We start from the raw sequence: 26,183 nt of genomic DNA on the forward strand, positions 1-26,183 counted from the left end.
GTATGTATTGCCCGACAAAACGATCATGCTCTATCCGGGAGAAACGGTGAACATCGAGGTCGATCAAACGGATGGCGTCGTCCATTCGTTTCGCGCGGTAGCAGCCATCAATGACTCTGCAAAAACCATCGTACTATCCTTTACGCAATCGGTCAATAACAAAAAGCACGAACTGATGATGCTGGCTGTCAAAAATCCATTTGCCTGGCACCTGACTTACCAGGCCAATATCTTTTTGCTACGCCCCGAAAAATGGGTGTCTACGAATGTAGTACCGGTCTTCCCGGGCCTGATGAGCTACGAAACCTGGCCCGATCCGATTGTTTCTATTGGTATTGGTAAACTGGCGTTTAAGAAATAAGAGGTCACTCTCCCCCGGTATAAAGATCTTTCCGGTTTCAACGTCCATATAACCCCGGTAGCCATTGGGCATTTCTACATACCAGTCCTTGAGACGTGGTTCATCAGCCATTACCTGCTTCATGACCGGTTTGCTGAGCTCTGTCAGATCTCTTCTCAAAACACCTATTTTGTTGTTCAGCGAGGTTTGCAGGTAGAAGTTGTGGACTTTCAACGATTCGATATTGTCATACATAAACGGCACCAGCACATTGCCGCTGAGGTCGACGATGCCCGTTTTCCCGTCTTTGACGGCCTTGAGCAGCGCGGGTAGTTTGTGTTGCTCATCATAATACGCGACTTTTTCCACGTTGGTGTAGCCCTTCAGTTCATAGGTCTGGTGTACCTGGTTGTTGCCGGTGCCACGGGTTTCAACCGTCAGCTTCCAATTACCATCCCCCAGGTTGCGTACGTACAGATCCTTGGCATACCATTGCTGGTCGGGGACCGCGGCTTCCATGACCATGGGGCTACTGGTCGACTCCTTACTGCTCCCTGGTTGCGGTTTGGGTTTTTGTATCGGCTTACCATTGTAGTCAAAGTATTGCTTGACGCCTTTTGCAACGGCTTCCACGGTTATCTGGTTATGGCGATAAGTCTGGCTGATGGCTTCGTATTGAGCGGGAACGATCCAGGCGCCGGTCATGGCATCGATCACGCCATATTGGCCATTGTGCTGTACAATGGCCTTGTTGCCGGACCCGCGTTGTTCGGGCAAAAACAGTACCTCGCCAGGGCCATACCCTTTACCCAACTGCTTGCCGGTGATACCACTTACAAATACGGTCTGTGTATCTTTTCTGATGCTGAATACCTTGTCGGGGCAATCGCAATAATCCCAGAGCACGTCATACGAAACGGGTGATACCACTTTGCCGGTGGCGAGATTGAGCAATACGAATTTGATGATGGGATAGCCTTCTTTGGTATATCCGTCGTACCGGGTGTAGCCCCGTCCGAATTCTTCCTGGTAGTGGTCCAGTCTATAGTAGTTGAAATCAATCAGGTTTTTACCATCGCTGCCAATGACACCGTATTTTTTATTCTTGATGGCGATGGCGAATGATTCACGGCCAAAGAATACGGACGTGTCGAATTGTGGTGGGGCAATCACTTGCAGGTTGGCATTGATCAGGCCCCAGCGATGGCCATCAGAATAAGGATAAACGGGAGTTTGTGCAGCACTTGTCAGGGAAAGCAATACCAGCGACAGATAAGCGATATTTTTCATGGATAGGATATTCGGGTGTAAAGATATTTATTGGCCCCGTATTTCAAAACATGGCGAGCACTTTCATAGCCTCATTGATATTCAACTGCGCATTGTGTGTATTGGAGGCAACGGCGAAGATCAGGCCACTATCGGGAAAGAAGAGCAGGAAGGTCCGCCCGCCGTCGATCAGGCCGCCATGGTGAATGTAGCGCACCCCTTCCCTGGTCTCATTGATCCGCCAGCCAATGCCTACATTGGTTTTTTTCCCATTCTCCAGCTGTTGCGACGTGAACAACAGTTGCAGGGTGGGCGCATCCAACAAGCGGTGCTGCAATAAACCTTGCACCATCAATACGAGATCTGATGGCGTGGAAAGCAGGCCGCCACCGGCCCATTTATAGCTGTTGTCTACCTGGGCAGCATTGATCGCGGTTCCATCTTTCAGTACTTCGTAAAAGCGCACGCGCCCGGCAATGATACTGTCGGAATAGTCTGGCGCTGTATGCAACATGCCGAGTGGCTGCCAGATACTGTCACGCAAGTACGACAGGAAATCCTTGCGTGCGGCAGACTCCACTACGGCACTCAGCAGGCTGTACCCATAGGTGGAGTAATTGTAGTTGGTGCCCGGCTTGAACAGCAAGCTGTCGCTACTGAAGATGGACAGGCTTTCCTGAACGCTTTTATAACGTTTGGGAACATTGGTAGGATCGTTAGGTCCGTAATGCCGGATGCCAGCAAGATGCCCGGCCAGTTGCCTCGCCGTGATGGGGTAGGGCTTCGCGGGAAAGGCTGGCAGGTATTGTTGTACCGGCGCATCCAGGTCTAGCATGCCTTGCTGGTACAGTCGGCCGACCGCCAGGGTAGTGATGACTTTGGAAACGGAGCCCATCCGGAAATTTGAATGGATGTTGACAGGCACCTGGTTCTCGAGATCGGCGTAGCCAAACCCTTCGGCCCAAAGTATTTTGTCGCGGTTACCCACTGCCACGGACAGACCGGGCAGATGCTGGCTTTGTCGCAATGAGTCGATGAAGCGCCGGGCGGCTTCTATGGCTTTTTTGTACGATTTATCGCGGATGGGCGCTGGCGTTTGGGCCGACGCAACAATACTGGCGCAGAGCAACAGGAGGGTGGCAATAAGTTTCATGGCTGATTGAAATTTACGCCAAATTGCCCGAAAACAGCAGCCTTCCGAAATAATATCGGTCAACCAGGGCTGAGAGCGTGTAAACTCAACTTTTGTATCGGCAACCTGTAGTCTCCACCCGGAAAGATCAATATATTTGACCCCCAGCCCTAACCTGGCCCTATACCATCATGTTAGCCGTTCACTGGACACCCGTCAACAACACCAAACACATCCTGAAGAATGGGATTACCAGGTCTCAAAAGGGACTGTTCTGCTTCCCGCTAACGGGGCACAAATCCCTCGACCGGTGGTGGGTTTATTTCTTTAACCAATGTGGAGTGAGTCATAGAAAACAGTACAATGGTATTGTATTTCGGCTTCAGGAGGATGACATGCCAGCCTATTTCGGGCATTGGGTAAATGCCAGCAGCCGGTCCGATCTCAAGAACGAAATAACCAATCTGAAGTCTTTGAGTACGGGCTTTAGGGAATCCATACTTTGGCGTATGGGAGAGTTCCTGGTCCATCAACGGAATCCGGATATGAGCCTCGCTGATTGGGATAGAGCAAGAGATACTTATATAAGTGTGGCCGAAGCGGAAATTGAAAAGAATCCCAAGACATTCATAGATAGCATGAACGATCTGGATTTTATGAGATACACTTTTGAAGATTACCAGATCGTCCTATCCAACTCCATACCGGCCAACAGGATACTAAAAATACTTCCGCAAGGCAATGAATTCGGCCGCGTATTGCGGCAAAAGAAACTAGCTGCCCCAACCCGTTACCGCTCCCAGGACGAACAATAACTCCCATTCCAGCTTTTTCCATGGCGCCTTCCACGATTTCGCTAATTTACACCCTCTTACCGCGAAGCCATGAAACAAACAAAAGTATGTATCGTAGGGGCAGGACCTGCCGGAGCCACAGCTGCCCTCCAGCTGGCCCAATTGGGCATTGAATGTATCGTAGTCGACAAAGCCATTTTTCCCCGTGATAAAGTATGTGGTGATGGATTGAGTGGTAAGGTGATCACCGTGTTGAACCGCATCGATGCCGCCATGGCTGGTCGTTTACGGGCACGGCAGGATAAGCTCAACAGCTGGGGCGTACTGTTTGTGTCTCCCGGCAGGCACGCGCTGCAGGTCGGCTACCGGCCCGACTTCGATTCCACCAACAGCCAGCACAAAGAAGCGCCCATCGGGTATGTATGCAAACGCATGGACTTCGACAATTTTCTGGTAGACGAAATGAAAGCCCGCCCCGAAATACAGCTACACGAAGGGGTGACCATCGACAAATACGAACTACAGCCCGATGGCTACCTGATTTCAGGCAGCAACGGATTTCAGGTCAAGGCAGCACTGCTCATCGTGGCCAATGGCGCCCACGCTTCCTTTACCAAAGAGGTGGCCAACATCACCATGGAGCCGAAGCATTATTCGGCAGGGGTACGTGCCTATTATGAAAACGTAACCGGCAACAACGCCGACAACTTCATCGAACTTCATTTTCTGAAGGAATTACTGCCCGGCTATTTTTGGATATTTCCCCTACCCAATGGACAGGCCAATGTGGGTGTGGCCGTATTGAGTGACGATGTGCGGAAGAAAAAGATGAACCTCAAGCGGTCGCTGCAGGAGATCATCGAAAGCGATCCCATATTGAAGGACCGTTTTAAGGACGCGAAACGCATCAGCCCGGTAGAAGGGTATGGGCTGCCCCTCGGTACCAAACGCAGGGTGATTTCCGGAGAGCGCTATATGTTGGTGGGGGATGCTGCCTACCTCATCGATCCTTTCACGGGCGAAGGCATCGGCAATGGCATGTATGCAGGGCGTATGGCCGCCTTACAGGCTGCTGAAGCGATCAAGGCGAACAACTTCTCCGCCACGCAACTGGCGGCCTATGACAGCGAAGTGTACCGTGTATTGGGGGCAGAATTGAAACTGAGCAAGCGCTTGCTGCAGATGGTGCGCTTCCCCTGGCTCGTCAATAAAGTGTTTGGAATTTGCAGCCGCAATAAGCAATTGCAGGAACTTGTATCCTCGATGTTTTTTGAAGTCGACATCCGGAAGAAATTGGCCCAGCCGTCCTTCTACGTCAAGCTATTGCTGAATAGGCCATCGTAACCCTGCTTATTTGAGGATCACCGTTCCATTCGCCTTGATCATATCCTGCTCCATTTTCTTCAGGGCCATATGCGTTTGCAACAGCACCATCAGTTCGTCGGAGTTGTGCGGCTTCTGCATATCGCGTTGGTTCTCGTCCAGCAGCCGCCTGATCTTGCGGATCTTGAGGTAATTGATGGCAGACCGTACATCATTGCGGTAAATATCTTCGACAGTCGGCATCTTACCATCGAAATGCTGGTTCCATTTGGCACTGAGTTCGTAGGCAAAATCCATCACCGAAACGACTATCGCACTCAATCCCTGGTCCTCATGGTACAGGAAGTTTTTGGAGGTAGGCTCCAGTCCTTCGTCATACCAGCCTTTGTAATAATCCATGATGCGCACCAGCTCTTTGTTATCGATCATGCCCTGCTCCACAGATTCTTCGAAGATGTAGTCGGCCACCCGGCGGCCTTCATCCCAGGGCTTCAGGCCATAATCCAGTAAGCAGCGGATCATCGCCCGCTCATTGGCCTCGTCTTTATTGAACAGCTGAACGGCGTCTTCTTCGCCCGGTACAAAAATGGGCGGTTCTTCAAAGCCGTCAGGTCCCATCATGGGCGGACCGAAACCGGGTCCACCGTCCGACTGTCCAAAGGGATTCTGTTGCTTCTGGTCCTTCAATTCCTGCTTCATCAGCTTGTCGCGGATGAACTTGTTGACGAGGTTGTTGAGGCCTATCTCATCGATGCGCAGCAGGTCCGAGCATCGACGTATATAATCCTGTTGTTTGGTAAAATCTTCCGTTTTATTGAGCTTGGCGATGGTCTCCGCGATCTGGTTCACCAGCGCCGCTTTCTTGTTGGTATCATCACCCGCATCCTTCGACAGGATCTCCACCTGGAAGAGGATAAAGTCCTTCTTGTTGGCTTTCACGAAATCCCGGAAAGCTTCGGCACCGATCTTGTTCACATAGCTGTCGGGGTCTTCGTTGTCTGGAATCAGCACCAGCTTTACGTTCAGACCTTCTTCCAGGGCCAGGTCCAGACCACGCAGGGCCGCCTTCACGCCCGCACCGTCACCGTCGTAGATGATGGTCAGGTTCTTCGTGTACTTCTTCACCAACCGCAGTTGGTCGGGGGTCAGCGAGGTACCACCCGAAGCTACCACGTTTTCGACGCCTGCCTGGTGCAGCGACACCACATCGGTATAGCCTTCTACCAGCAAACACTCATCGTTCTTGTCGATGGCCTGCCGCGCGAAATAAGAGCCGTACAAGATCTTACTCTTGTGGTAGATCTCGTTTTCCGGCGTATTGATGTATTTGGGAGCCCGCTCTACCTTGCCGATCACCCGGGCACCAAAACCCAGCACTTTACCGCTTTGGTTATGGATGGGGAAAATGATCCGGCCACGGTAATTGTCATAGGCCCTTCCGTCGCGTACGACGACGAGGCCAGACTTCTGCAGGTATTCTTCATTGTATTGGGCCGCCAGGGCTGCCTTGGCAAAAGCATCCCGGTCCTGCAGGCAATAACCGATCTGGAACTTGCGGATGATGTCTTCGTTAAAACCGCGCTCCTGTAGGTAGCTCATCGCAATGGCATCGCCTTCCTCTGATTTGAACAGTTGGTCCGAAAAATACTGCTGGGCAAACTGGTTGATGATGTACAAACTATCACCCACCTGGTACTGGGCCTTCAGCTCGGGACTGATCTCCGTTTCCTCGATCTCTACATTGTACTTGTTGGCCAGCCACCGCAGCGCCTCTACATAAGAGTACTTCTCGGCCTCCATCAAAAAACTGATGGAGTTGCCGCTTTTACCGCAGCCAAAACATTTATAGATCTCCTTGGTTGGCGATACCGAAAAGGAGGGCGATTTTTCGTTGTGAAAAGGACATAGACCGATATAGTTCACCCCGCGCTTCTTGAGCTTTACGAAGCTACCCACGACTTCCACGACGTCTACCCGGCTAAGGATCTGCTGTATCGTTTGTTGACTGATCAAAAAAAGCTGATTTACGATGGTTAAGATGCTGCCCCCTGGTGCCTGGCTGCGCTGCTGGTTGGCAGCCCCCGGCATTTCAGAAAAAGGGTGGCAAAGTTAGGCTTTTAACCCAGATAATGTACGCCAAAAAAGCCAAACCGGCCGGTCCTGGTTTTCCCCAAAAAGCCCGGAAAAGACCGAATGTTAAACCTGCGCTACGGGTGCATAATTTTAATGGAAATAAACGGGCGCTCTGCACAAATAGTCCTAATTTAGAAATAAGAACAACCGTCACCAGTCCAGTCCCCGCATCCCACAGCTCTTTAATTTATTTCTTCACCTAAATTTACCTCCCATGGTTACAACAGATGTAGCACAGCTATCACGCGAATGCAATGCCTGGAGGGAGACATTGCGTTCCTGGCGCGACGAGTTTGGCCAGCTTAAAAACAACCTCGTAGACATAGCCGCAAGGCAAACCACCAAAGAAGATCTGCTCGAAGTAGATCACCTCGAAAACCAGCTTCACATTCAGCTCATCAACATCCACGACCTCAAGCACACCATTAAGACCCACTTCCGACAGATCGAGGCCGAAACCGCCAAAGGGGCCATCAACGACGACACCGCTAATTACCACGAACAACTGTACGACGAGTACCAGAGCCTCGAAAACACCTTGAAAGAAGTTAAGCAGGAATTCAAAGACTTTGTAGGACGAACGTGATAGAGGCCGCCCATTGGCCTTTACAACCTTGATGTTGCCGGCAGCTTCAGCCGGTACACCACTTCCTACACCATACGCAGCAGTACGGTGTAGTGACCTTCTGCGCCCCGTGAAATCCGCTCAGCAAATCCTATCAAACAACATTTAAACCGAGATTGCTATGCCGGAATTTGATACCTCACACGTAAAAAATATTGTCTTGCTGGGCCACGCCGGCACCGGTAAGACAACCTTGGCGGAATGCATGCTGTTCGAAGCAGGCCTCATCACCCGCCGCGGCTCCGTACAGGAGCGCAACACCGTTTCCGATTACCACGAGCTCGAGCAGGCACGGGGCAATTCCATCTTCTCCACCTTACTGCACACCCGATGGCGCGGCTACAAGATCAACATCATCGATACCCCCGGCTATGACGATTTCGCCGGCGAAGTGGTCTCGGCCTTACGAGTAGCCGATACAGGGGTGATGCTGCTGAATGCGGTAATGGGCGTAGAGGTCAGTACAGACATTATCTGGGACTATACCGAGCAGTTCAAAACACCCATGATCGTGGCCGTAAACAAACTCGACGATGACAATGCAGACTTCGATAATACCGTACGGGAAGCCAAAAACCATTTCGGCAGCAAAGTGGTCGTCGTACAATATCCCCGCCAGCAGGGCGCCGGTTTTCACGAGATCATCGACGTGCTGCGCATGACGATGTACAAGTTCAAGGATACCGGCGGTAAACCCGAAAAACTGCCCATACCCGACGAGGAGAAAGCGCGTGCCGACGAACTGCACCGCGAACTGGTGGAAGCAATCGCCGGTAACGACGAGGCGCTGATGGAAAAGTATTTCGACAAAGGAGAACTGGACGAAGACGAAATGAAAGAGGGACTGAAAAAGTCCATGATCCAACACGACCTGTTTCCCCTGTTTTGCCTCTCCGCCGAACGCAATATGGGCAGTGGTCGCCTGATGGGCTTTATTGACAATGTATGCCCCAGCGCCAACGAAATGCAGTCCGCCAAACTCATGCAATACGGGCAGGAGCTTCCCTGCAATGCCAGTGGACCCGCCTGCCTCTTTATCTATAAAACAGTCGCAGAACCGCATGTCGGTGAACTCTCCTTCTTTAAAGTCTATTCCGGCACCATCAAAAGTGGCATGGAGCTCGTGAACGAAACCACCGGTGTATCCGAAAAGCTCAACCAGCTGTTTGTAGTGGAAGGCAACAAACGGGTCAACGTCAACGAACTGGTGGCTGGCGATATAGGCGCAACACTCAAACTCAAGAACACACATGTCAACAACACCCTGCATGACAAGGGTAAAAACCTCGAACTGGAGCCCATCCGGTTCCCGCAGGCCAACATGAGCATGGCCATCGAATCGGTGAAAAAAGGGGAGGAGGAGAAGCTGTCATTGGCCCTCCACCAATTGCCGGAAGAAGACCCCACCATCCGGGTCGAATTTTCGCAGGAACTCAAACAAACGATCATACATTGCCTTGGCGAACTGCACCTGTCGGTGATCAAATGGCGCATAGAGCACTTGCATGGCGTGGAAGTGAAGTTCAGCAGGCCACGCATTCCTTATCGTGAAACCATCCGCCGCATGGCCGAGTCCAGCTACCGGCACAAAAAGCAATCCGGCGGTAACGGACAATTCGGCGAAGTGTTCATGCGCATTGAACCCTGGTACGAAGGCATGCCCGATCCGAAGGGACTCAACGTGCGGGGGCGCGAAGAACATCCCCTCGAATGGGGTGGCAAACTCGTGTACCTCAATTGCATCGTGGGCGGAGCCATCGATACCCGCTTTTTGCCCAGCATCCTGAAAGGCGTCATGGAGAAAATGCACGAAGGTCCGCAAACAGGCTCCTTTGTACGGGATGTACGGGTGTCGGTGTACGATGGCAAGATGCACCCGGTCGACTCCAACGATATTTCCTTCAAGATCGCAGGACTCATGGCCTTCAAACAGGCCTTTGCCCAGGCCGATCCACAGATACTGGAGCCCATCTACCATGTCGATGTGCTGTGTCCGGATGACCTCACCGGCAACGTCATCGGTGATCTGCAAACACGCCGGGCGATTGTAGAAGGCATGGATACGGAAGGACATTTCACCAAGATACTGGCCAAAGTGCCACTCGCCGAGATGCATGATTATTCCTCAGCCCTGCGTTCCATTACACAGGGACGGGCCAAATTCAGCATGCAGTTCGAAGACTATGCAGCCGTTCCCGGGGAAATACAAAAGAGATTACAGGAAGATTACCACAAATACGCCAAAGAGGAAGTTTGAAAAACGGCCAGCCATTCATTCAACCCGCCATACCATGGTGGCCCCGAATGAAAGTGGTGCTTACCAGTGTTGTGCAGCAGGTCGCCAGAAAATACTGGTGGCCTGTTTTTATATCCAGCCTTCCCGGATGGCTTTCGCCACCAGCTCGGCAGTACTGGCGGTATTGGTTTTGGCGAGGATATTTCTGCGGTGCTTGTCGACCGTCGTTTTGCTGATGAAGAGCGTTTCCGCAATCTCCTTGCTCTGTAAGCCATTGGCCAGGGCGCAAACGATCTCGCTTTCCCGGTTGCTTAATATTCCTTTACGGGATGAATAGATCTCTTTTACGTCGACATTGGTATAAGACGGTTCGCCATCCAGTCCAATAAATGATAAAACGGGTTTGCCCAGCTCTTTCAGATAAGTGATATCGCTGTGAAAGCCGAGTGTTTTGTAATTGATCCCCTCGTCGAGTTGGAGGATGATCATCTGGTGTAGTAATCGAATGTATTGCTGCTGCGCATTGCGGATCCGGAAGTCATAGCGTAACTTATACTTGAGGGCCCGCTCGGTCGGCAACGGCTGAAGGAACTCCTGAATGGCGCGTTCGAAATTAAGGAAATAAGGCTGGTCATCAGGATGGATCAAACTGAGAAAAAACGTGATGTCCATGCTGTCGGCATCATAGCCCAACACGGATTTCATCTCCGGGCTGATAAACTCAAAGACCGATAATTTCACATTGAAGATAAAGTAATACGATTCGCCGGCCTGGAAGAGCTGCTGCAGGCGTTTGTAGCCGTGAAGCTCCACCTGTTTATTGACCTCATTACCTTGAAGCCATGTCGTGTGCCAGATCTTCTGTGCTTCGTCATAAATAACCAATCCCATAAGCTGTTTTGGTCGGATTAGTGGAGAATGCGATTCTTGATAAGTAAAACGTGCGGAGCGGCATTTTATTGGCGCGCAAACAAGTCTCTATCAGGATTTAATCTTCGGGGTAATTCCTTCCCCATACTTATTAATGAGTATTGTCTGCACAGCCGGCTAAAAATACTTTTGTACGGCATCCCAATATCTTTTGAATTCAAAAAAATTGTTATGAAACCCCACCTGCCTTTGCTGCTGGCCTCCCTCTCTTTGCTGGGCGCCTGTAGTAAGAACGACAAACCCGCCCCGCCCGTAGAAGAAAACAAAACCATAGAACTGGTCAGCAACACTACTTTGCCCGGTCAACTAGTGATTGCGCAAGCCAACTTCAAACCCCTGGTGACCGATACCACCCATCTCATCGTCAATGGTCAGCGGGTATCGGCTTTCGCCAACGATTCAAACCAGGTCATTTTCATCATGCCTGTATTGCCTGCTGGAAAGGTCACGGTTGATTACAGTTCCATCGGTGCACCCAAGCAACTCCCGCTAACCATCAATGCTTACACGGCGATCACGCAGGCTGATAAAGCGATTGCCAGCTTTACCACCAATATTGACCAGGTAATTAAAGTACTGGAAAAGCAGCTGGACAATGAAGCAGTCAACCTCGGTACCGGCTACATCACAACGCTTCGGTATATGCAGGAGACGATTACGGAAAACCAGTCCTCGCTGAGCCCGGCCGATCAGTTGACGCTCGCGTATTTTCTGCAGAATAACCAACCCGATCCGGCAGCATTTGCTGTGGATACGCTTAATCCGCTGTTCTATCGGGTCAACCAGCTCGATATCGACCCGGGCGAAAGGTTGTTCAAAGTAGCCATCGGATTCAAGAACAGCGTGATCCGTACAGTCACTTTTCTGGGAATCGGTACCGGGCTCGCGATGTTGCCCTCTCCCGACCTGTTTACCAAGTTGCTGGCCTTCGGCTCGTTTGTAACCGGCACAGTATACCTGGTAGATGCCATTGCCAAAGTAGAAGAGATAGGCACCCTGAAAGGTGTTGCCGAACAATTGACAGACTTTACAGCCCGGCTCGGCGTGGAGGATAAAGAGCTCAAATTTTATAAAGATGTGGCGAAAACGGTATCGTTTCGCGCCAGCTACCGTCCGGTGATCCAAACGGATCAAAGCTCTAAGATCCCGGTGATAGCAGATATCTTCGCGGCCGAAAAAAGTGTTGGCAAAATACATGCTGGTATGTTAGCTGCTTACGACAGGATCACTAAATGGTTTAAAAAACTGGCGCCTGTTTTTCCTGCATATACCAATCCAATTAAAACGTCCAAAACTACCATCAGTTACCCGATGGCTGGCAGCAAACTCAAGCTTAGCAATGTATCAGATACAGCCGTCAGAATAACTTTTACAACGGCAGATACCACCCTGTCGATAAAGGCTGCCAGTGCGAGTCTCAAAGCAGATAAGGCCTTCACGTTTGATGTCGTATTTACTGACCCAAATCTGGGGGTAACAGTTACTCAAAAGATAAAAGCCTTGTACCAGGTAAAACCTATCGGTACTGTGGTTGCAGGCAATAATGGGTACGGTAGTGCGGCTAACCAGTTTCAAACGCCCGAGGTACTGCTCATCGATGCGGCCGGCAATTTCATCATTCTGGACAAATTCAACAACCGGGTGCAGCGATGGACGCCAGGGGCTACAACCGGCGTTACGATTGCAGGCGGTAATGGCATAGGCACCGATTCCAATAAACTCAACAGCCCCTATGGCATGGCCATGGCGCCCGATGGCAGCTTATATATTCTGAATGCAGATGGACATATTAAACGTTGGGTACCGGGCGCCGCATATGGTACCACGGTCTATAAATTCGAAGATTTGGAAAAGTATGGTTATATCTCAAACATGGCCATCAGTCCGGCCGGTCAGCTGTATATAGTTAGTGATGACAAAAACCAGGTAGTGCGTTTTGCACTCGGATCAAAAACAGGTACGATCGTAGCTGGAGGGAACGGAAAAGGCAGTGCAGCCAACCAACTCTCGAGGCCCGAGGGCGTAACGATCGATGCAGCTGGAAACCTGTACATCTCCGATTACGATAACAACCGCGTCCAAAAATGGGCACCCGGCGCCACCAGCGGCACTACCGTTGCCGGAGGCAACGGCAAAGGTGCAGCCGATAACCAGGTCATTGGCCCTGTAGAGGTCGTACTCGATGCTCAAAGCAACTTGTACATCGCTGAAGCAGGCGGTAATCAGGTGTCGGTATGGAAGGCAGGTGCCGCCAGCGGAACAAAAATAGCCAGTACTCCCTACGGCAATGCCTTGGGTGAACTCTGGGGCGCGGTCAGCATCAAACTTGATGGCAAGGGATCGATCTACATCCTGGAAAGCGGCAATGGACGCGTTACTAAATGGCTGCTGCCGTAAATGATAAAAGCTCATCATACCAGCAAACCTTATCCTATAGCATCGTGCATACACGCCAGCCGGTATGGCTGTACAAATCGCCCGTTAAAACGTGCCGTTTGAAAAGCTCACTGACATAGCAACACAGCCTTATTAATCTACTGATCCCCGGCCCAGGCCGGGGATCAACTTTTTTTATAGCTACAAATCAATCACTTAGCGGCCAAAATGCCACCTGCTGCCAAGAAATATTTGCGTAGTTAAATAGCTACATATAAATTTGTAGTCAAATAGCTACACAATGAACCTACGACGAGACGTTTTCCAGGCCATTGCAGACCCCACCAGGCGGGCGATCCTCTTACTGGTAGCCTCCCACGCCATGACAGCAGGCGCTATCGCCGCCCAGTTTGATACAGCCCGGCCCACCGTGTCCAAGCACCTGTCCATCCTCACCGAATGCGAACTGCTGAAGCAGGAGCAAAACGGTCGCGAAATACTTTATCACCTCAATCCCCAAAAGATGAAAGACATAGCCGAGTTCATCGAGCCGTTCCGGCAATTCTGGGACGACCGTTTCAACAAGCTGGAAGACATCATGAAAAATTACAAACCTAAAAATTAGCCATACTATGGAAAGAAAAACGCAAATACAAGCCGAAACAGGCAAGCAGGACCTGTTGATCACCCGGGAGTTTGAATTGCCCGTTGAACTACTCTTCAAAGCCTATGAAGACGCAGACATCGTGGCGCAATGGATGGGCACCAAAGTGCTGAAGCTTGAAAACAGGAACCACGGCGGATATGTGTTCGAAACATCCGACCCCAAAGGGAATGTATTGATGCGGGCCAATGGGGCCATTCATGAATTTGTGCCCAACCAACGCATCACCCGCACCTTCGAAATGGAGAATGGCCCTTTTGGTATCACGATGGAATACCTGACGTTTGAAGCTATGGGCGAAGACAACAGTAAATTGACGATGCACGTGGTCTATAAGTCGCCCGCTTTGAGAGACGAGAACCTCAAACTGCCTTTCTCATACGGAGTCAATATGGCGCACGACCGCCTGCAGGAAGTAGTCGCAAACCTTAAAACAACCAACCATGAGCAAGCGTAATAAGATCATCTACTGGATCGCCACCATCTGGCTTTGCCTCGGCATGACGGCCACCGGCATGGTACAAATGTTCAAGTTTGAAGGACAGGATGATTTTGCCACCAAACTGGGCTATCCTTCCTACTTCGTGACCATACTGGGCGTGTTTAAAATACTCGGTGTAGTAGCGGTATTGATCCCGAAATTCCCTTTGGTGAAAGAATGGGCTTATGCCGGCTTTGCTTTTGCCATGACAGGCGCTATTTTTTCACAGCTGGGTGCAGGGCAGCCCGTCGTGGAGATATTTCCGGCATTATTGCTGCTGGTATTGACGATAGTATCCTGGTATTTCCGGCCAGCCGATCGAAAGCTGGCCCTCGCATAAACAACCTTACTTATTTAAAAGAATGTAACCATGAGCAAAACCACCCATACAAAGAAAAAGCTATCCGCCGATGAGCAGACAGTCCTGCTCAAGGCGTTGAAAACACGGTTCGAGAAGAATATGGCACGTCATAAAGGCATTGCCTGGACGGATGTAGAGGCGAAGCTGGTTGCGAGCCCCGCGAAACTGTGGTCGCTGAATGCCATGGAGTCGACGGAAGGAGAGCCCGACGTAGTAGGATATGATAAGAAGAGCGGTGAATACCTGTTTTACGATTGCTCGGCAGAAAGTCCTAAGGGGCGTAGAAGTATTTGCTATGACGGCGAAGCACTCGCAGCCCGCAAAGAGCACAAACCTGCTGACAGTGCCATCAACATGGCCGAAGAGATGGGTATTGAAATACTGAATGAAGAAGAATACCGCGCGTTGCAGGAGCTGGGCAAATTCGATCAGAAAACTTCCAGTTGGGTGAAGACACCCGGCGAGATCCGCAAACACGGGGGCGCCATTTTCTGCGATCGCCGCTACGAACACATCTTCACTTACCACAATGGTGCCGACTCTTACTACGGCGCGAGAGCGTTTAGGGGGAAGGTGAGTGTGTAAGGTTTACAGCGTATGATGGTTGAGGGGGGCTTGTTCTGTTTGCGAAAAAAAAAACAATACTGGTGGCAGTTAGTATATCTAAGGGTAATTGCCTATTTTGCCCCAAATTGCAACTCGCACCCCTAAAACCACGAAAATGAAGAAATTCTGCAGTGTATTTTCCTTGTTGGTATTACCGTTTATTTTTATGATGCAGGTGAGTCTGACCTCCTGCGAAAAAGAAACCACCATTTATGACACGGTTACAGTCATAAAAAAAGACACCATTATTATCAAGGACACAGCGTTGACCGTAGATATTTTAACCGCCAATGCCTGGAAGATGCAGGAGATGAGAGGTGTCCTCGGCAACAGTAACCGTTATTATCTGCGTGGAGGAAACAATAATACAGAGAGTTTGGATAACGAACATATCAGCTTTGGCTCCAATGGAACAGCAACCTATGTCGAGAACAGTGGTATTCAACGTTCTGTCACCTGGAGTTTTTCCAACGAAGCGCGTACCAAGCTGACCATTCTGTTTTCAAATACACCGGCCACTTTTACGGTAACCTGGGATAATATCAGGTATAAAAATAAAAGCCTGGATTACGATAATTATTATAGAGACGGAAACCTGAATATGTTCGAACATTCCCGGCAAATTCGCATTCCCCGGTAAATAAACTTTTCAAAGCGATAAATCAGCTGGCATCCACGCGGTGCCGGCTGTTTATGTTTTGGTTCAAAATACCCGACCTTGTTTCCTCAATCTACAACGCGACCATCTCCATCACTTTTCTGTTGCGCCGGCAAATGTTAAAGACTTGCCAAAAGACCACCCGGCGACCCCGCGGGCGAAAGGATGTATACCAGCTGTCGTCTAACCATATCCCTAAGAGAATCAAATCATTAAAGACGACAATTATTGTGATGAAAAAGATTGGAAGTTTGTTGGCATTGCTGGTTTTATCGATCAGCCTGTTTGCGCAGGACGGTCAGGGCCGTGGTCAAAGGCCCGAAGGTGCAGGCGCCAGTGAAGGACGTTTATATGGACGCATACTGGATGATAAGACCAATAAAGGCATAGAAGCAGCCTCCGTGCGTTTATATTTGATTGTAAAAGATGCCATGGGTGCACCCAAAGACAGCCTGGTGGGCGGCATGCTCTCTAAAGCCAATGGTGACTTCAGTGTTGAAGGACTTTCCACAGCTGCTAGGTTCAGGCTCACTATCAGCGCGATCGGGTTCAAAGCCATCGACCAGGAAGTGGCCTTCAACCGCAAGGCCGGCAACGAAACCGACCTCGGCAATTTCAAACTGGAGCAGGAAGCCAATACCCTTGATGTGGTAACCGTCACCGCGACCAAACCAGCCCTTCAAATGGGCATCGACCGCAAATTCTTCGATGTAGATAAAAGTCTGACCGCAGCAGGTGGTACTGGTGTAGATGTGATGAAGAACATTCCTTCCGTGAATGTGGATGTAGATGGCAACGTGACCTTGCGTAACAATACCCCGCAGATCTTTGTAGATGGTCGTCCTACGATCCTCACACTCGATCAGATCCCTGCCGATAACATTGAAAGAGTAGAATTGATCACCAACCCCTCAGCCGCCTTCGATGCGTCGAGCACAGGCGGTGTGATCAACGTGATCCTCAAAAAGAACAAGAAACTCGGACTGAATGGCCTGGCTTCCTTAGGTGCCGGTTATCCCGATATCCTCAATGGCAACCTGACCCTGAACCTCCGTCAGAATAAGTTCAACTTCTTTGTGAGCGGCAACTACAACCAGTCGGGCGGTATCGCTACCAGCAAGTCATTCCGGGAAAACAGGAAGGCAGGCATAGCACAGAATTACTTCAACCAGGTATCCGATGCAGATCGACTCCGTAAGTTCGGTTCCGTGCGCTTTGGCGTCGATTACTTCCTCGACAACCGCAATACATTGACCCTGTCGCAAAACTTCGTCAACGGCAACGACCGCAACGATGAAACCCAGTCACAGCGTTATTTCACATTGAACAATGACCTGACCCAATACGGCGACCGACTGGCCAACAGCAAGAACGATTTCAACCGCAGCAATACCCAGTTGTTGTGGGAACATAAGTTTGCGGAAGCAGGCAAGAAACTGAATGCCGATGTTACTTTCAATACAGGTAGCGGTAGCAGCCGTTCGCTGATCACCAATAGCTATTTCAATCCGGATGGAACAGTAGCGGCACCCACCAACGTGGTGCGCAATGACGGTGGAGATAACAGCGACCAGCTGACCATCCAGATGGATTATGTTGATCCCAATGGCGATCACTCCAAGTTCGAAGCAGGCTTACGCACCTTCATCAACGATTCGCGCAGTAATTTTAATGCGTTTTCAGTGGCCAACGGAGCTGAGACCAAGCTGCCCCTCAGCAACAACTACAAGTATCGCGAGATGGTGAATGCCGCCTACGGTACCTATAGCAACAAACTCGGTGACTTCAGATACCAGCTGGGTTTGCGCGCAGAGATCTCCAAATTCGACGGTGAGCTGATCGACAGCGCCAAGAAGTTTGGGTATACCTATCCCGATAAGATCGGCAACCTGTTCGATGCCCTGTTTCCCAGCGTATTCATCACCAAAGCACTGAGCGAGTCAGAAGATATCCAGATCAATTATACACGCCGGATCCGCCGACCCAATTTCTGGCAGATGAATCCGTTTGTCGACATCAACGATCCGCTCAACCTGCGTCAGGGTAATCCTGCCTTAAGACCGCAGTTTACCAACTCGTTTGAGTTCAATTACAACAAAACCTATAGCTCTGGCAGCTTCCTCGGTGTGGTGTATTACCGCCGCACGGAAGGGGATATAACCCAGTTTAGCGATACCATCACGGCAGCACAATACGAGCAGTTGAACAATGCAGCGGTTGATCCCAATGCGATCGTCAATACCTTCATCAACGCCAACAATACCAATACCTGGGGTAGTGAATTGACGCTGCAACAGCGGGTAGGCAAGAACTTTGATTTCACCCCCACCGTGAGTTTGCAGTATACCAAGGTGAATGCCTTGCTCGATAAGGTTGACCTGAGCAATGAAGGATTTAACTGGGAGGCGAAACTGATTGCCAACTACCGCCTGGCCAGCAAATCGAAGATCCTGAACAAGCTGAGCCTGCAGGCGATCGGCGAATACGAATCGCCCGAGATTTTGCCACAGGGCAAGCGCAAAGATCAGTTGAGCTTGGATGCGGCCCTGCGGAAAGATTTTCTCAAAGGCAACAAGGGTACACTCACGTTTAGTGTGAACGACGTATTCAATAGCCGTCGCTGGGGTACCATTTATGATACGGATAACTTCTACCAGGACTCTTACCGCCGTCGTAACGTGCGCAGTTTCCGGGTAACGTTTACCTATAAATTCGGTAAGTCCGACTTCAACCTCTTCAAGCGCAAAGGTGGCGAAGGGGGTGGAATGGACGAAGGTGGTGGCGATAGGGGATAGGCATCGGTGGGCAGGATGCTTCCGATGGAAAGCACCTGGACATTGCACTTCGCCCCGGCGTAGCCTTCGAAGGCATGGGAGTTAAGAAGAATCACAGGGTTGGCAAACAGCAACTGCTGGTTGTCGCCCACCCAATATAGTTCGCGTGCCGGTTCGTCTTTTGCGTGTGACGGCCGGCACGCGTTGTTGTTGTTGTTGAATACCGTGTTGATTGATGGCCCAATCGCCGTATACTGGTACGGTGAGTCTGCCCCTGGCCAATGTCCGCCGCCGCGTCGGCCAAGCGCGTTTTCTACCTTTTGCTGGCTTATCTACTACTGCCGGTCGCTCAATAGTCAACCAGGTTGCAGCCCGCGCCCCGCGTTCAGCTTCCTGCAGCGCAATCACAGCCGCCTTCGCCGCGGCTCGCGCAGCCAGTTGCTCGACCCAGGTTTGCCGCCGTTCTTCTTCGGCCCGCTTATTATCCTCCCGGATCTCGGCCCTCGATCGCGAAGCCTTCAGTCGCCTTTGAATGGTTTCAGCACTGTATTGCCGCCGCTTGCGAACCCTGACAGGCACTGGTTGCCAGATGATATTGTCGGGATCGGCCGCCCGGCGCTGCTCCCAATACGCCACATAACACACACTGAGTTGAGCCGTGATCGCTTCCTCGGTCAGGGAGGTATGTTTGAGCAGGGTAAAAGCCTCGCCGGTAAAGGAGCGGTACATCCAGAACTGCCGCCAGCGGGGTGGGAGGGCTTTGTAAATAGCGGCGCCAATCCGGGAGGCACGGGCCATACGCCGGGCACTCATCATTGTCAGCCTGAAACGGGGACTGGTTTTTACGCGTTCGCTGGTAAGACAGCTTTTGGTGCGGCAATAGTATTGCCCATCCATCTTGTAGAAAGTGAGGTCATCGATCGTGCCCTCGAGAAAGCAGAGTCCGGCTATTTGTTTTGCCATGGGATATAGGTTATATAGCAAATTTACAAATATCAAAAAGCGATTCCAAGTATTTGAGCCATTTTGAGCCGAAATGAACCAAAATAGACTGACATGCGGCAGATCCGATAGTTGCTTTTACAAAACGAGCGATCAGGCCAGTCATCAGTCGCTGGCATACCGTTCCCCGGGGCGCATTAATACCGCTCCCGTAGCGCTCCCGTACCGCTACCCTAGTAAAGGCGCATTTTCCTAAAACACCGACTCGAAGGGTCTGCCCGCACCTGACTGTATGGATACTGTATAGATGCCGGCAGGATGCTGTATAGATACGGCGTAGTAAAGGCGCATTTTACTAAAACACACCCCCCAACTTCGTTTGTCCGGCTACGCAATAAAATAAATGCCGCGGATTGCTTTAAAATATTGGTTGCCAGCATTATTTTAGGTGCAGATCGATAACCCGTCGTTAAACCCATAACCTGCCACCACATGAAAAAATGGTTCACTTCCTGCCTCCTGGCAATGGTCGTCCTTGCTTTTGTAGCTTGCCAGAAAGAGGTTGAAATGGTGACCGAACTGTCTGTTGACAAAAACGAACTCACCCTCGGTGGGTTTATCGGCGCCGTGGATAGCTTTGCGATCACCAGCAACAAAGCCTGGTACATCGAGGTCGATTCGGCCACCGATTGGCTGCAGGTCGATGTCGATAGTGGCACCAACAACAAAACGATTGTTGTCAGAACGACCAAAGAACTCACCGCAACGGCCGCACCAGCTACCCTGACCATCCGGTCCGCAGACCCCGGTCAGCCACCCGTTACCGTGAGGGTGGTCAGGAACGTTACCGCAACGAAAGTATTTATCCGTCTATACGAACGGAATGACTATGTGTTGTTCCACAATGCAGTCGCCACGCCCGACAGTGGATTGATCGTGGTGGGGATTACCGGTAAGGGCGTGCTGGGGAACCTGGCGTACGACGGATTGATCGTACGGCTTTCTGCCACTGGTGAAGTGGTGTGGGCGAAACAACTGGGAGGTTCGCAGGTAGATGATTTCATGGACATAGTGGCGACGTCAGATGGTAATTATGTGGCCGTTGGAGAATCACAAAGCAAAAACGGCGATGTAATCGGCAACCACGGAGCACAGGATGTATGGGCCGTCAAGTTTGATGAGTCCGGAACGATCATCTGGAACAAATGCTTTGGTGGAAAATTGGGCGATCACATTTTTGGCCTGGGTGCTTTGCCCAACGGCAGTTTCCTGATGCTCTGCAATACGAAAAGCATGGAAGGCGACGTCCCTGTATCGGCGCCCTCCAGCTACTATAAGACCTGGATCACAACGGTCGACGCAGCAGGAGCTTTGCAGGGAGGTACTATTATAGAAGATTCGACACGAAATGTATTTTTCAGAAACCTGGCAGCGACCAACGATAGCAATTTCATCGTGGGAGGGTTCAGGTCAGCCATGTATGGTGTTGAATCAGTAGCCTGTCTGGTCAAAATAACACCGACTGGCAATATCCTGTGGGAGAAAAGATTTGATACCGGGGTGCTGGTGCCCTCGACGGCACCGGTGGTAGCCACCGAAGATGGAGGCTACCTGATGAGTTATTCCCAGGATGGTCCCCAAACTCAGTATTATGATGCACGGTTCATCAAGACCGATGCAGCCGGCAATAAAGTCTGGGAAAAAACATACGGCGGCAACGATGACGAAATAACACACACCATGATTGTTCAACCGGGCGGAAAAGGTTATTTCGCCGTATTGCAGACCGACAGCTATGAAGGAGGTGTTCCCGGGTTTCGTGGCGACAATGATATCTGGCTGGCCAACCTCGACCTGGCCGGGAATATCAAATGGTCAAATCCACTGGGTGGTTCAAAGTTCGACATCGGCTATAAGATCATTCGCACCGCAGACAATCGATTCGTAATAGTAGGCGGTAGCCAAAGCGACGATGGCGATATCGGTGGTGTGAACGGCATCTTTGCTGGTTTGATCTACAAATTCGAATAGCAGCAATACCCTTATTGCACAAAATCCACATACATATACTTGAAGTTGATCACCAGCTCCCGGAACTGGTACATCACATCCTGGCCCAGATTGCCATAGTAAAACCGGTCCTTGCTGTTGGCGCTGTGCGTCTTCACATTCAGGTTGGGTACGTTGACCGTTTCGCCACCCACCGTAAACCGGGTCAGCGGTAACTGCCAGGCCTTGCTGGTCGCATAACCACCCGCACCGCCCTGCTTCATCTCGATGGCCTTTCCCGTCGATTCCACCAGTGAGGTGTAGCGATCATAAAAAGGCTCGTTGAGGTCGGTGATCTGAGCGCCGGTATCGAAAGTAAAAGGCAGCGTATCGTTGTTGACGTGGATATTGATCACCGGCATCAGCTCGTCGATGCCAAAATTGTGGATCGGCTTGTCCACTGCTACCTGGGGTACTGAAACAAAGCCCGCTTTGTCGATTCGCACTTCTCCCAGCTGCTCGATCACGGGAAAACCAATGATGCCATTGATCGTATACGCCCCGCCGGCAAAGGAGAGCACACTATCCGGAAACACGATGAACACGGCATTTTGCACTTCTACATCGCCCAGCTTCAAACTGCGGGCAATGCCCAGCCTGGCATCTACCTCGATGCCCGTAATAGCCCGCACCTTGAACACCACCGGGCGCACATCGACACTAGCTTTAGCAGCATAGCTTTCCGTGATCACCGACAGGTTGGCCCCGGTATCGAATACAAAATCATAGGTGCTATCGCGAAACGACACCGGAACGTTCACCAGTCCGGCCTTGTCTCTTTTATAGGCGATCCGGCTGTCACGGGCAATGGTGGTACGCTGCGCAGGCACATCGGCCAACCCCTTCCAGATGAGATTCGTATTGAGCACATCGTTCCGGTCTTCCTCCGATAAACTGCTACCGTATTTTGACAGCAACAACTGGTTGGTCGCATACGCTTCCCGGTATTCGTACAGCTTCGAGTGATTATCGGCCTTCTTGCCCAGTAGGCGGCCCAGTTCCTTATCGGTAAAATGTTTCCGGTACTTCTTGAAGATGGTTTCGATAGCCCGGTTGGAGGCCGGCAGGTCATGAAAGAAATTATGGACATAAGCCTCGTAATACAACCGCCGATGCTGTGGCAAAGATGCTTCGGCAGGGGAGGCCAGGGCCGACCGCAAGCGAAAATAGTCGCGCTGCTGCAACAGGCTGTCTATGGGTGTGGTCTCGGCGTGTAAGGCAAACGTAGCCATCAGCACAGCTACAACGATTAATACTCTCATATAATTGGCTTATTCAAAGATGCAAAGTAGTATAACATACCAGCAGGATATTAGTTAAGGCATTGTGAATTGTGTTAAAAGAGTCATGAATTGTACCCTGATAATTTGAAACAAACCCGCCCAGGCAACCTATAACCCGTTCCGGCCCCAGCTTTTCCTGAATGCGTAAATGTTACGAACCCCGGCATTCTATCTTTGCTGCTCAAATTGATAAGTATGATCGACGTGCCATCCATACCGTCCACACCAGCCACCATCAATGAGGTGATCCGTACCCGCCGCAGCGTGTTTACCCAGCAGTTTGACCCCGGCCAACCGGTCGACGACCAGGTCATCTGGCAAATGCTGCAAAATGCCAACTGGGCGCCCACCCACAAGCGTACCGAACCCTGGCGTTTTACCGTATTCAGCGGCGAAAGCCGGAAGACCCTGGCCGAACAACAGGCTGCTATCTATAAAGCATATGCCGGGGACAAATTCAAGCAAGGCAAATACGAACAGTTGAAGCAGTTGCCCATGTTGTGTTCGCACGTCATTGCCATTGCCATGAAGCGCAACCTGGCCGTACCGGAAATGGAAGAGATTGCCGCCGTAGCCTGCGCCGTACAGAATATGGCCCTTACTGCCCAGGCTTACGGCGTAGGTGGCTACTGGAGCACGGGCGGTATTACCTTTATTGAAGAAGCGAAAGCGCTCTTCAACCTCGCGCCCGAAGATAGACTGATGGGCTTTTTCTACGTAGGCCAGGTACGCATTCCCTCCGGCGATGGGCATCGCGGCAATATAGAAGAGAAAGTAACCTGGTTGAAATAGATGGCCTGCCATCATACGCGCTCGCAGGAACACACCTATAAAAGCAGATCGCCCCACCGAATCCGGCGGGGCGATCTGCTTATGTAAGTGAAACAGCTGTTACTGTTCCGTCACGATAATGTATTGAGGGCCCTCATTCACCTCCGGCACCGTTACTGAGCCATTCTTGACCGCCAGCGGCGTGCGTGTACCTTCTTCTTTACCGATGGCCATGGTCACCAACGTCGCGCTCGTCGCCTTGCCCACATTGACCGCATAGTTCTTGGAGCTCGATCCATTATAAGTGCCACGCACCACATAATATACTTTTTGCTTGGGGTTGCTCACATGGTCATAGCGCGTCACCGTCACCCCGGTGCTGTCCCCATCTTTGATCATGGTCGACCAGCCCTTGTAATCGTGCAACACATTCATACGCGCCGCATACCACCACCATAGTGGCAGCCTCTTAGATCCGCTATAAGCATACGTAGTCTTGTCAAATTGCTCCGCCACCATAAACATCGTCCCAAACGTGCCCGACCCATCGGATGTATGGAAATAGTTGTACACCGTCTCCAGGCCATTCGGCACAGCGGCCGCACGCTCCAGCGTACGCACCATGAAATTGGCTGTGACAACCGTATCCGGGATGCCGGGCACCGCCTTTACATTGTAGTCGCTGTTACCAACGGCATAGCCGATCTCCGTCCACCGCAAACCCTTGCCGGGAAACAGCCGGTCGCGGAAGCTGGCGTAGGCCTTGATGCGCTCCGTTACCTGAAACTGCTCAGGGCTCACGGCATCGGCTTCGGTACCATGGCTCTGACCACCATAATTATTGCTGATGTATTGGTTGAAGCAAAAGCCATCGGCGGGGAATGGCTGACCGGGATATTTCCAGTAGTTGAGGAAGTAAAGGGCCTTCCATTTCACCGTATCGGCACTCAGCATGGCGCCCACATAGACTTTCGATTTTGGGTCCACCGACTTGATCGAATCCCAGGCTACCTTCAGCTTTTGCAGGATCACCGTAGGGGAGTGATAAGCCGTAGGGCCAAACCAGTTCTTGTCATCTTCATTCCCGATCTCAAACACCTTGATCAGGTCCTGACCTGCCGACAGGTTGGGGTTGGTAGTACCATATACCCGGTAGTCGGGGCCGAGCTGGCTGCTCTTATTACTGGCCCACAGGTGAGCAATCACCTTCCACATACGGCCATGGCTCTTGGTCCAGGGCTCGTACGCCGTACTATCTGATCCTGGCGGAATGTCTTTATAATTATTTGTCTGCGACAGCGCATTGTAATCATTCGCATCCTTCAGCGTCGGTACGGTTTTGACGTTCGCACCATTGATATACAACATTACCGGCGTGCCGAGTTGCTTTTGGTATTGAAGCGTATTCTTGGCAAAGTCGCCAAACTTATCGATCTCGAACGACTGCTTGTCGATCGGCGCTTTGAGGTCATGCACCCACACAAATACATTCGAAGGAGAACGGAAGGATCCATAGAGGGGCAATCCGCTGCTCAGTTTCATATAAGCGGGATCTTTACCGCCGATGGCCGAGCCACCCTGAAAATGATAACCGGGGTCGGGGAGTGGCGCGGCCTTCGCCTTGGGTACGACCGGTGAGCATTTGGCGACGGGATTGCCGTAGAGGCGGATCTCGCGTACATCCGAACTGGGATTGAGTGTCTCAAATTTGATAAACCGGATGGGATCGGCAATGCTGCTCAGGTTACCCTGCAGTAATTCCCACTTGTTACTGCCACCGGTAATTTTGAAACTGCCTTTTTCCACCCGGTTACTGTCATATACCGAAATGGTCCAGTCGCTGGCGCCATAGCCGTGGAAGTAATCGATGGACATATTATTATAGCAACTATCGCCCAGCGATAGGAAAAACGTCATCGGACTGGCAAACACATTGTTCATGAAGTACTCCTGGTCCATCTTGTTGCCTTCGGCCACACTGTTGTCAAACAGCAGCTCGGGGTTCTTGCGACCAGTGATATTCCAGAGATCGCGACCGGGCGAAACCTTGATGAGTTGGGAGCCGGCAGGTGGAATCCTGCTGTCGGCAGGTTCGGCGGCGCAGCCTGCCAGGGCCAGGGGAAGAATAAGGTGGATCAATCTACACTTCATTATAGTATTAATAATAATTGCAATGGGATAAGGTTCAGGCGGTTGGACAAAGCCATACCCGACAAATATATCCCTCTTTCGGTTGGCGGTCAATAGCTGGCGAAACAATACGTAGTTCCACCGCCAGGGTTTAACAGTTTCTAATGAACTCGTTACTGGCCGCACCCCGAGATTTTACCGATCCATGCCCGCCCTTACCTTCCGGGCAGTAGGTCAATCCTGATCACGCCTATGCCGCCTCTTGTCGACACACTAGGTCATCTTGTCGCAAAATCACGCTTGAAA

20 protein-coding genes are annotated in these 26,183 nt (G+C 51.0%); 13 read left to right on the plus strand and 7 right to left on the minus strand.

Annotation, left to right across the window (positions count from 1 at the left end; all coding sequences use genetic code 11):
* Window positions 1–238: 238 nt before the first annotated feature.
* Both P2W70_RS12095 and P2W70_RS12100 read right to left on the minus strand, forming a co-directional pair.
* Window positions 239–1,630 carry a WG repeat-containing protein gene (locus tag P2W70_RS12095; protein WP_276481721.1) on the minus strand — a complete coding sequence of 464 codons (1,392 nt, stop codon included), beginning with the start codon at window positions 1,628–1,630 and terminating at the stop codon, window positions 239–241.
* A gap of 43 nt (window positions 1,631–1,673) precedes the next feature.
* A complete protein-coding gene (locus tag P2W70_RS12100) occupies window positions 1,674–2,762 on the minus strand; it encodes a serine hydrolase domain-containing protein (RefSeq protein WP_276481722.1) in 1,089 nt (362 codons plus the stop codon).
* 170 nt (window positions 2,763–2,932) lie between these two features.
* On the opposite strand from P2W70_RS12100, the gene P2W70_RS12105 reads away from it, so the two are divergent.
* On the plus strand, window positions 2,933–3,556 hold the full coding sequence (locus tag P2W70_RS12105; RefSeq protein ID WP_276481723.1) for a hypothetical protein: 624 nt from the start codon (window positions 2,933–2,935) through the stop codon (window positions 3,554–3,556).
* A 69-nt stretch (window positions 3,557–3,625) separates the two neighbouring features.
* Entirely contained in the window at window positions 3,626–4,879 is a 1,254-nt protein-coding gene (locus tag P2W70_RS12110) for an NAD(P)/FAD-dependent oxidoreductase (protein WP_276481724.1), read from the plus strand.
* A gap of 6 nt (window positions 4,880–4,885) precedes the next feature.
* On the opposite strand, the gene dnaG is transcribed toward P2W70_RS12110, so the two are convergent.
* Window positions 4,886–6,871, minus strand: coding sequence for a DNA primase (gene dnaG, locus P2W70_RS12115; RefSeq protein ID WP_276481725.1), 1,986 nt, complete (start codon window positions 6,869–6,871; stop codon window positions 4,886–4,888).
* 334 nt (window positions 6,872–7,205) lie between these two features.
* Between dnaG and P2W70_RS12120 the strand changes: the two genes are divergently transcribed.
* Together P2W70_RS12120 and P2W70_RS12125 are read left to right on the plus strand one after the other, a co-directional pair.
* A complete protein-coding gene (locus tag P2W70_RS12120; protein WP_276481726.1) occupies window positions 7,206–7,577 on the plus strand; it encodes a hypothetical protein in 372 nt (123 codons plus the stop codon).
* A 160-nt stretch (window positions 7,578–7,737) separates the two neighbouring features.
* The gene (locus tag P2W70_RS12125) at window positions 7,738–9,873 is read left to right on the plus strand and encodes an elongation factor G (RefSeq protein ID WP_276481727.1); all 2,136 of its coding nucleotides are present in this window, start codon (window positions 7,738–7,740) and stop codon (window positions 9,871–9,873) included.
* A gap of 108 nt (window positions 9,874–9,981) precedes the next feature.
* Here P2W70_RS12125 and P2W70_RS12130 read toward each other — a convergent pair whose 3' ends face one another.
* Complete coding sequence (locus tag P2W70_RS12130; RefSeq protein WP_276481728.1) at window positions 9,982–10,743, minus strand: LuxR C-terminal-related transcriptional regulator; 762 nt, start codon at window positions 10,741–10,743, stop codon at window positions 9,982–9,984.
* Between the two features lie 210 nt (window positions 10,744–10,953).
* Between P2W70_RS12130 and P2W70_RS12135 the strand changes: the two genes are divergently transcribed.
* The 7 genes from P2W70_RS12135 to P2W70_RS12165 all read left to right on the plus strand — a co-directional run bounded on the left by P2W70_RS12135 (window position 10,954) and on the right by P2W70_RS12165 (window position 18,723).
* Window positions 10,954–13,179 carry an NHL repeat-containing protein gene (locus tag P2W70_RS12135; protein ID WP_276481729.1) on the plus strand — a complete coding sequence of 742 codons (2,226 nt, stop codon included), beginning with the start codon at window positions 10,954–10,956 and terminating at the stop codon, window positions 13,177–13,179.
* A 280-nt stretch (window positions 13,180–13,459) separates the two neighbouring features.
* Window positions 13,460–13,783, plus strand: coding sequence for an ArsR/SmtB family transcription factor (locus P2W70_RS12140; protein WP_276481730.1), 324 nt, complete (start codon window positions 13,460–13,462; stop codon window positions 13,781–13,783).
* Window positions 13,784–13,790: 7 nt separating this feature from the next.
* Complete coding sequence (locus P2W70_RS12145; protein WP_276481731.1) at window positions 13,791–14,279, plus strand: SRPBCC domain-containing protein; 489 nt, start codon at window positions 13,791–13,793, stop codon at window positions 14,277–14,279.
* Window positions 14,266–14,643 (plus strand): DoxX family protein, encoded by a 378-nt coding sequence (locus P2W70_RS12150; protein ID WP_276481732.1) that lies wholly within the window; start codon window positions 14,266–14,268, stop codon window positions 14,641–14,643. Before P2W70_RS12145 ends, P2W70_RS12150 begins: the two co-directional genes overlap by 14 nt.
* Before the next feature lie 30 nt (window positions 14,644–14,673).
* Window positions 14,674–15,249 (plus strand): DUF4256 domain-containing protein, encoded by a 576-nt coding sequence (locus P2W70_RS12155; RefSeq protein WP_276481733.1) that lies wholly within the window; start codon window positions 14,674–14,676, stop codon window positions 15,247–15,249.
* Window positions 15,250–15,385: 136 nt separating this feature from the next.
* The gene (locus P2W70_RS12160) at window positions 15,386–15,910 is read left to right on the plus strand and encodes a hypothetical protein (protein WP_276481734.1); all 525 of its coding nucleotides are present in this window, start codon (window positions 15,386–15,388) and stop codon (window positions 15,908–15,910) included.
* 251 nt (window positions 15,911–16,161) lie between these two features.
* Window positions 16,162–18,723, plus strand: a complete 2,562-nt coding sequence (locus P2W70_RS12165) for a TonB-dependent receptor (RefSeq protein WP_276481735.1) — start codon at window positions 16,162–16,164, stop codon at window positions 18,721–18,723.
* Window positions 18,724–18,804: 81 nt separating this feature from the next.
* On the opposite strand, the gene P2W70_RS12170 is transcribed toward P2W70_RS12165, so the two are convergent.
* Window positions 18,805–19,665, minus strand: coding sequence for a hypothetical protein (locus P2W70_RS12170; protein ID WP_276481736.1), 861 nt, complete (start codon window positions 19,663–19,665; stop codon window positions 18,805–18,807).
* 471 nt (window positions 19,666–20,136) lie between these two features.
* On the opposite strand from P2W70_RS12170, the gene P2W70_RS12175 reads away from it, so the two are divergent.
* Window positions 20,137–21,675, plus strand: a complete 1,539-nt coding sequence (locus tag P2W70_RS12175) for a hypothetical protein (protein ID WP_276481737.1) — start codon at window positions 20,137–20,139, stop codon at window positions 21,673–21,675.
* 11 nt (window positions 21,676–21,686) lie between these two features.
* On the opposite strand, the gene P2W70_RS12180 is transcribed toward P2W70_RS12175, so the two are convergent.
* Entirely contained in the window at window positions 21,687–22,955 is a 1,269-nt protein-coding gene (locus P2W70_RS12180; protein WP_276481738.1) for a retropepsin-like aspartic protease family protein, read from the minus strand.
* A 216-nt stretch (window positions 22,956–23,171) separates the two neighbouring features.
* Here P2W70_RS12180 and P2W70_RS12185 point away from each other — a divergent pair, with 216 nt between their 5' ends.
* Window positions 23,172–23,768, plus strand: coding sequence for a nitroreductase family protein (locus tag P2W70_RS12185; RefSeq protein WP_276481739.1), 597 nt, complete (start codon window positions 23,172–23,174; stop codon window positions 23,766–23,768).
* Between the two features lie 99 nt (window positions 23,769–23,867).
* On the opposite strand, the gene P2W70_RS12190 is transcribed toward P2W70_RS12185, so the two are convergent.
* Complete coding sequence (locus P2W70_RS12190; RefSeq protein WP_276481740.1) at window positions 23,868–25,898, minus strand: hypothetical protein; 2,031 nt, start codon at window positions 25,896–25,898, stop codon at window positions 23,868–23,870.
* Between the last annotated feature and the right edge of the window lie 285 nt (window positions 25,899–26,183).

Source organism: Paraflavitalea pollutisoli (assembly GCF_029360705.1).
In the GTDB taxonomy this organism is placed as follows: domain Bacteria; phylum Bacteroidota; class Bacteroidia; order Chitinophagales; family Chitinophagaceae; genus Paraflavitalea; species Paraflavitalea pollutisoli.

What these genes read in the sequence shown, in the direction of transcription:
- P2W70_RS12140 (WP_276481730.1), top strand. Translation starts at nt 13,460, where the DNA reads ATGAACCTACGACGAGACGTTTTCCAGGCCATTGCAGACCCCACCAGG.
- P2W70_RS12155 (WP_276481733.1), top strand. Translation starts at nt 14,674, where the DNA reads ATGAGCAAAACCACCCATACAAAGAAAAAGCTATCCGCCGATGAGCAG.
- P2W70_RS12185 (WP_276481739.1), top strand. Translation starts at nt 23,172, where the DNA reads ATGATCGACGTGCCATCCATACCGTCCACACCAGCCACCATCAATGAG.
- P2W70_RS12170 (WP_276481736.1), bottom strand. Translation starts at nt 19,665, where the DNA reads ATGGCAAAACAAATAGCCGGACTCTGCTTTCTCGAGGGCACGATCGAT.
- P2W70_RS12150 (WP_276481732.1), top strand. Translation starts at nt 14,266, where the DNA reads ATGAGCAAGCGTAATAAGATCATCTACTGGATCGCCACCATCTGGCTT.
- P2W70_RS12175 (WP_276481737.1), top strand. Translation starts at nt 20,137, where the DNA reads ATGAAAAAATGGTTCACTTCCTGCCTCCTGGCAATGGTCGTCCTTGCT.
- P2W70_RS12110 (WP_276481724.1), top strand. Translation starts at nt 3,626, where the DNA reads ATGAAACAAACAAAAGTATGTATCGTAGGGGCAGGACCTGCCGGAGCC.
- P2W70_RS12120 (WP_276481726.1), top strand. Translation starts at nt 7,206, where the DNA reads ATGGTTACAACAGATGTAGCACAGCTATCACGCGAATGCAATGCCTGG.
- P2W70_RS12095 (WP_276481721.1), bottom strand. Translation starts at nt 1,630, where the DNA reads ATGAAAAATATCGCTTATCTGTCGCTGGTATTGCTTTCCCTGACAAGT.
- P2W70_RS12165 (WP_276481735.1), top strand. Translation starts at nt 16,162, where the DNA reads ATGAAAAAGATTGGAAGTTTGTTGGCATTGCTGGTTTTATCGATCAGC.
- P2W70_RS12190 (WP_276481740.1), bottom strand. Translation starts at nt 25,898, where the DNA reads ATGAAGTGTAGATTGATCCACCTTATTCTTCCCCTGGCCCTGGCAGGC.
- P2W70_RS12125 (WP_276481727.1), top strand. Translation starts at nt 7,738, where the DNA reads ATGCCGGAATTTGATACCTCACACGTAAAAAATATTGTCTTGCTGGGC.
- P2W70_RS12105 (WP_276481723.1), top strand. Translation starts at nt 2,933, where the DNA reads ATGTTAGCCGTTCACTGGACACCCGTCAACAACACCAAACACATCCTG.
- P2W70_RS12100 (WP_276481722.1), bottom strand. Translation starts at nt 2,762, where the DNA reads ATGAAACTTATTGCCACCCTCCTGTTGCTCTGCGCCAGTATTGTTGCG.
- P2W70_RS12160 (WP_276481734.1), top strand. Translation starts at nt 15,386, where the DNA reads ATGAAGAAATTCTGCAGTGTATTTTCCTTGTTGGTATTACCGTTTATT.
- P2W70_RS12135 (WP_276481729.1), top strand. Translation starts at nt 10,954, where the DNA reads ATGAAACCCCACCTGCCTTTGCTGCTGGCCTCCCTCTCTTTGCTGGGC.
- P2W70_RS12130 (WP_276481728.1), bottom strand. Translation starts at nt 10,743, where the DNA reads ATGGGATTGGTTATTTATGACGAAGCACAGAAGATCTGGCACACGACA.
- P2W70_RS12145 (WP_276481731.1), top strand. Translation starts at nt 13,791, where the DNA reads ATGGAAAGAAAAACGCAAATACAAGCCGAAACAGGCAAGCAGGACCTG.
- P2W70_RS12180 (WP_276481738.1), bottom strand. Translation starts at nt 22,955, where the DNA reads ATGAGAGTATTAATCGTTGTAGCTGTGCTGATGGCTACGTTTGCCTTA.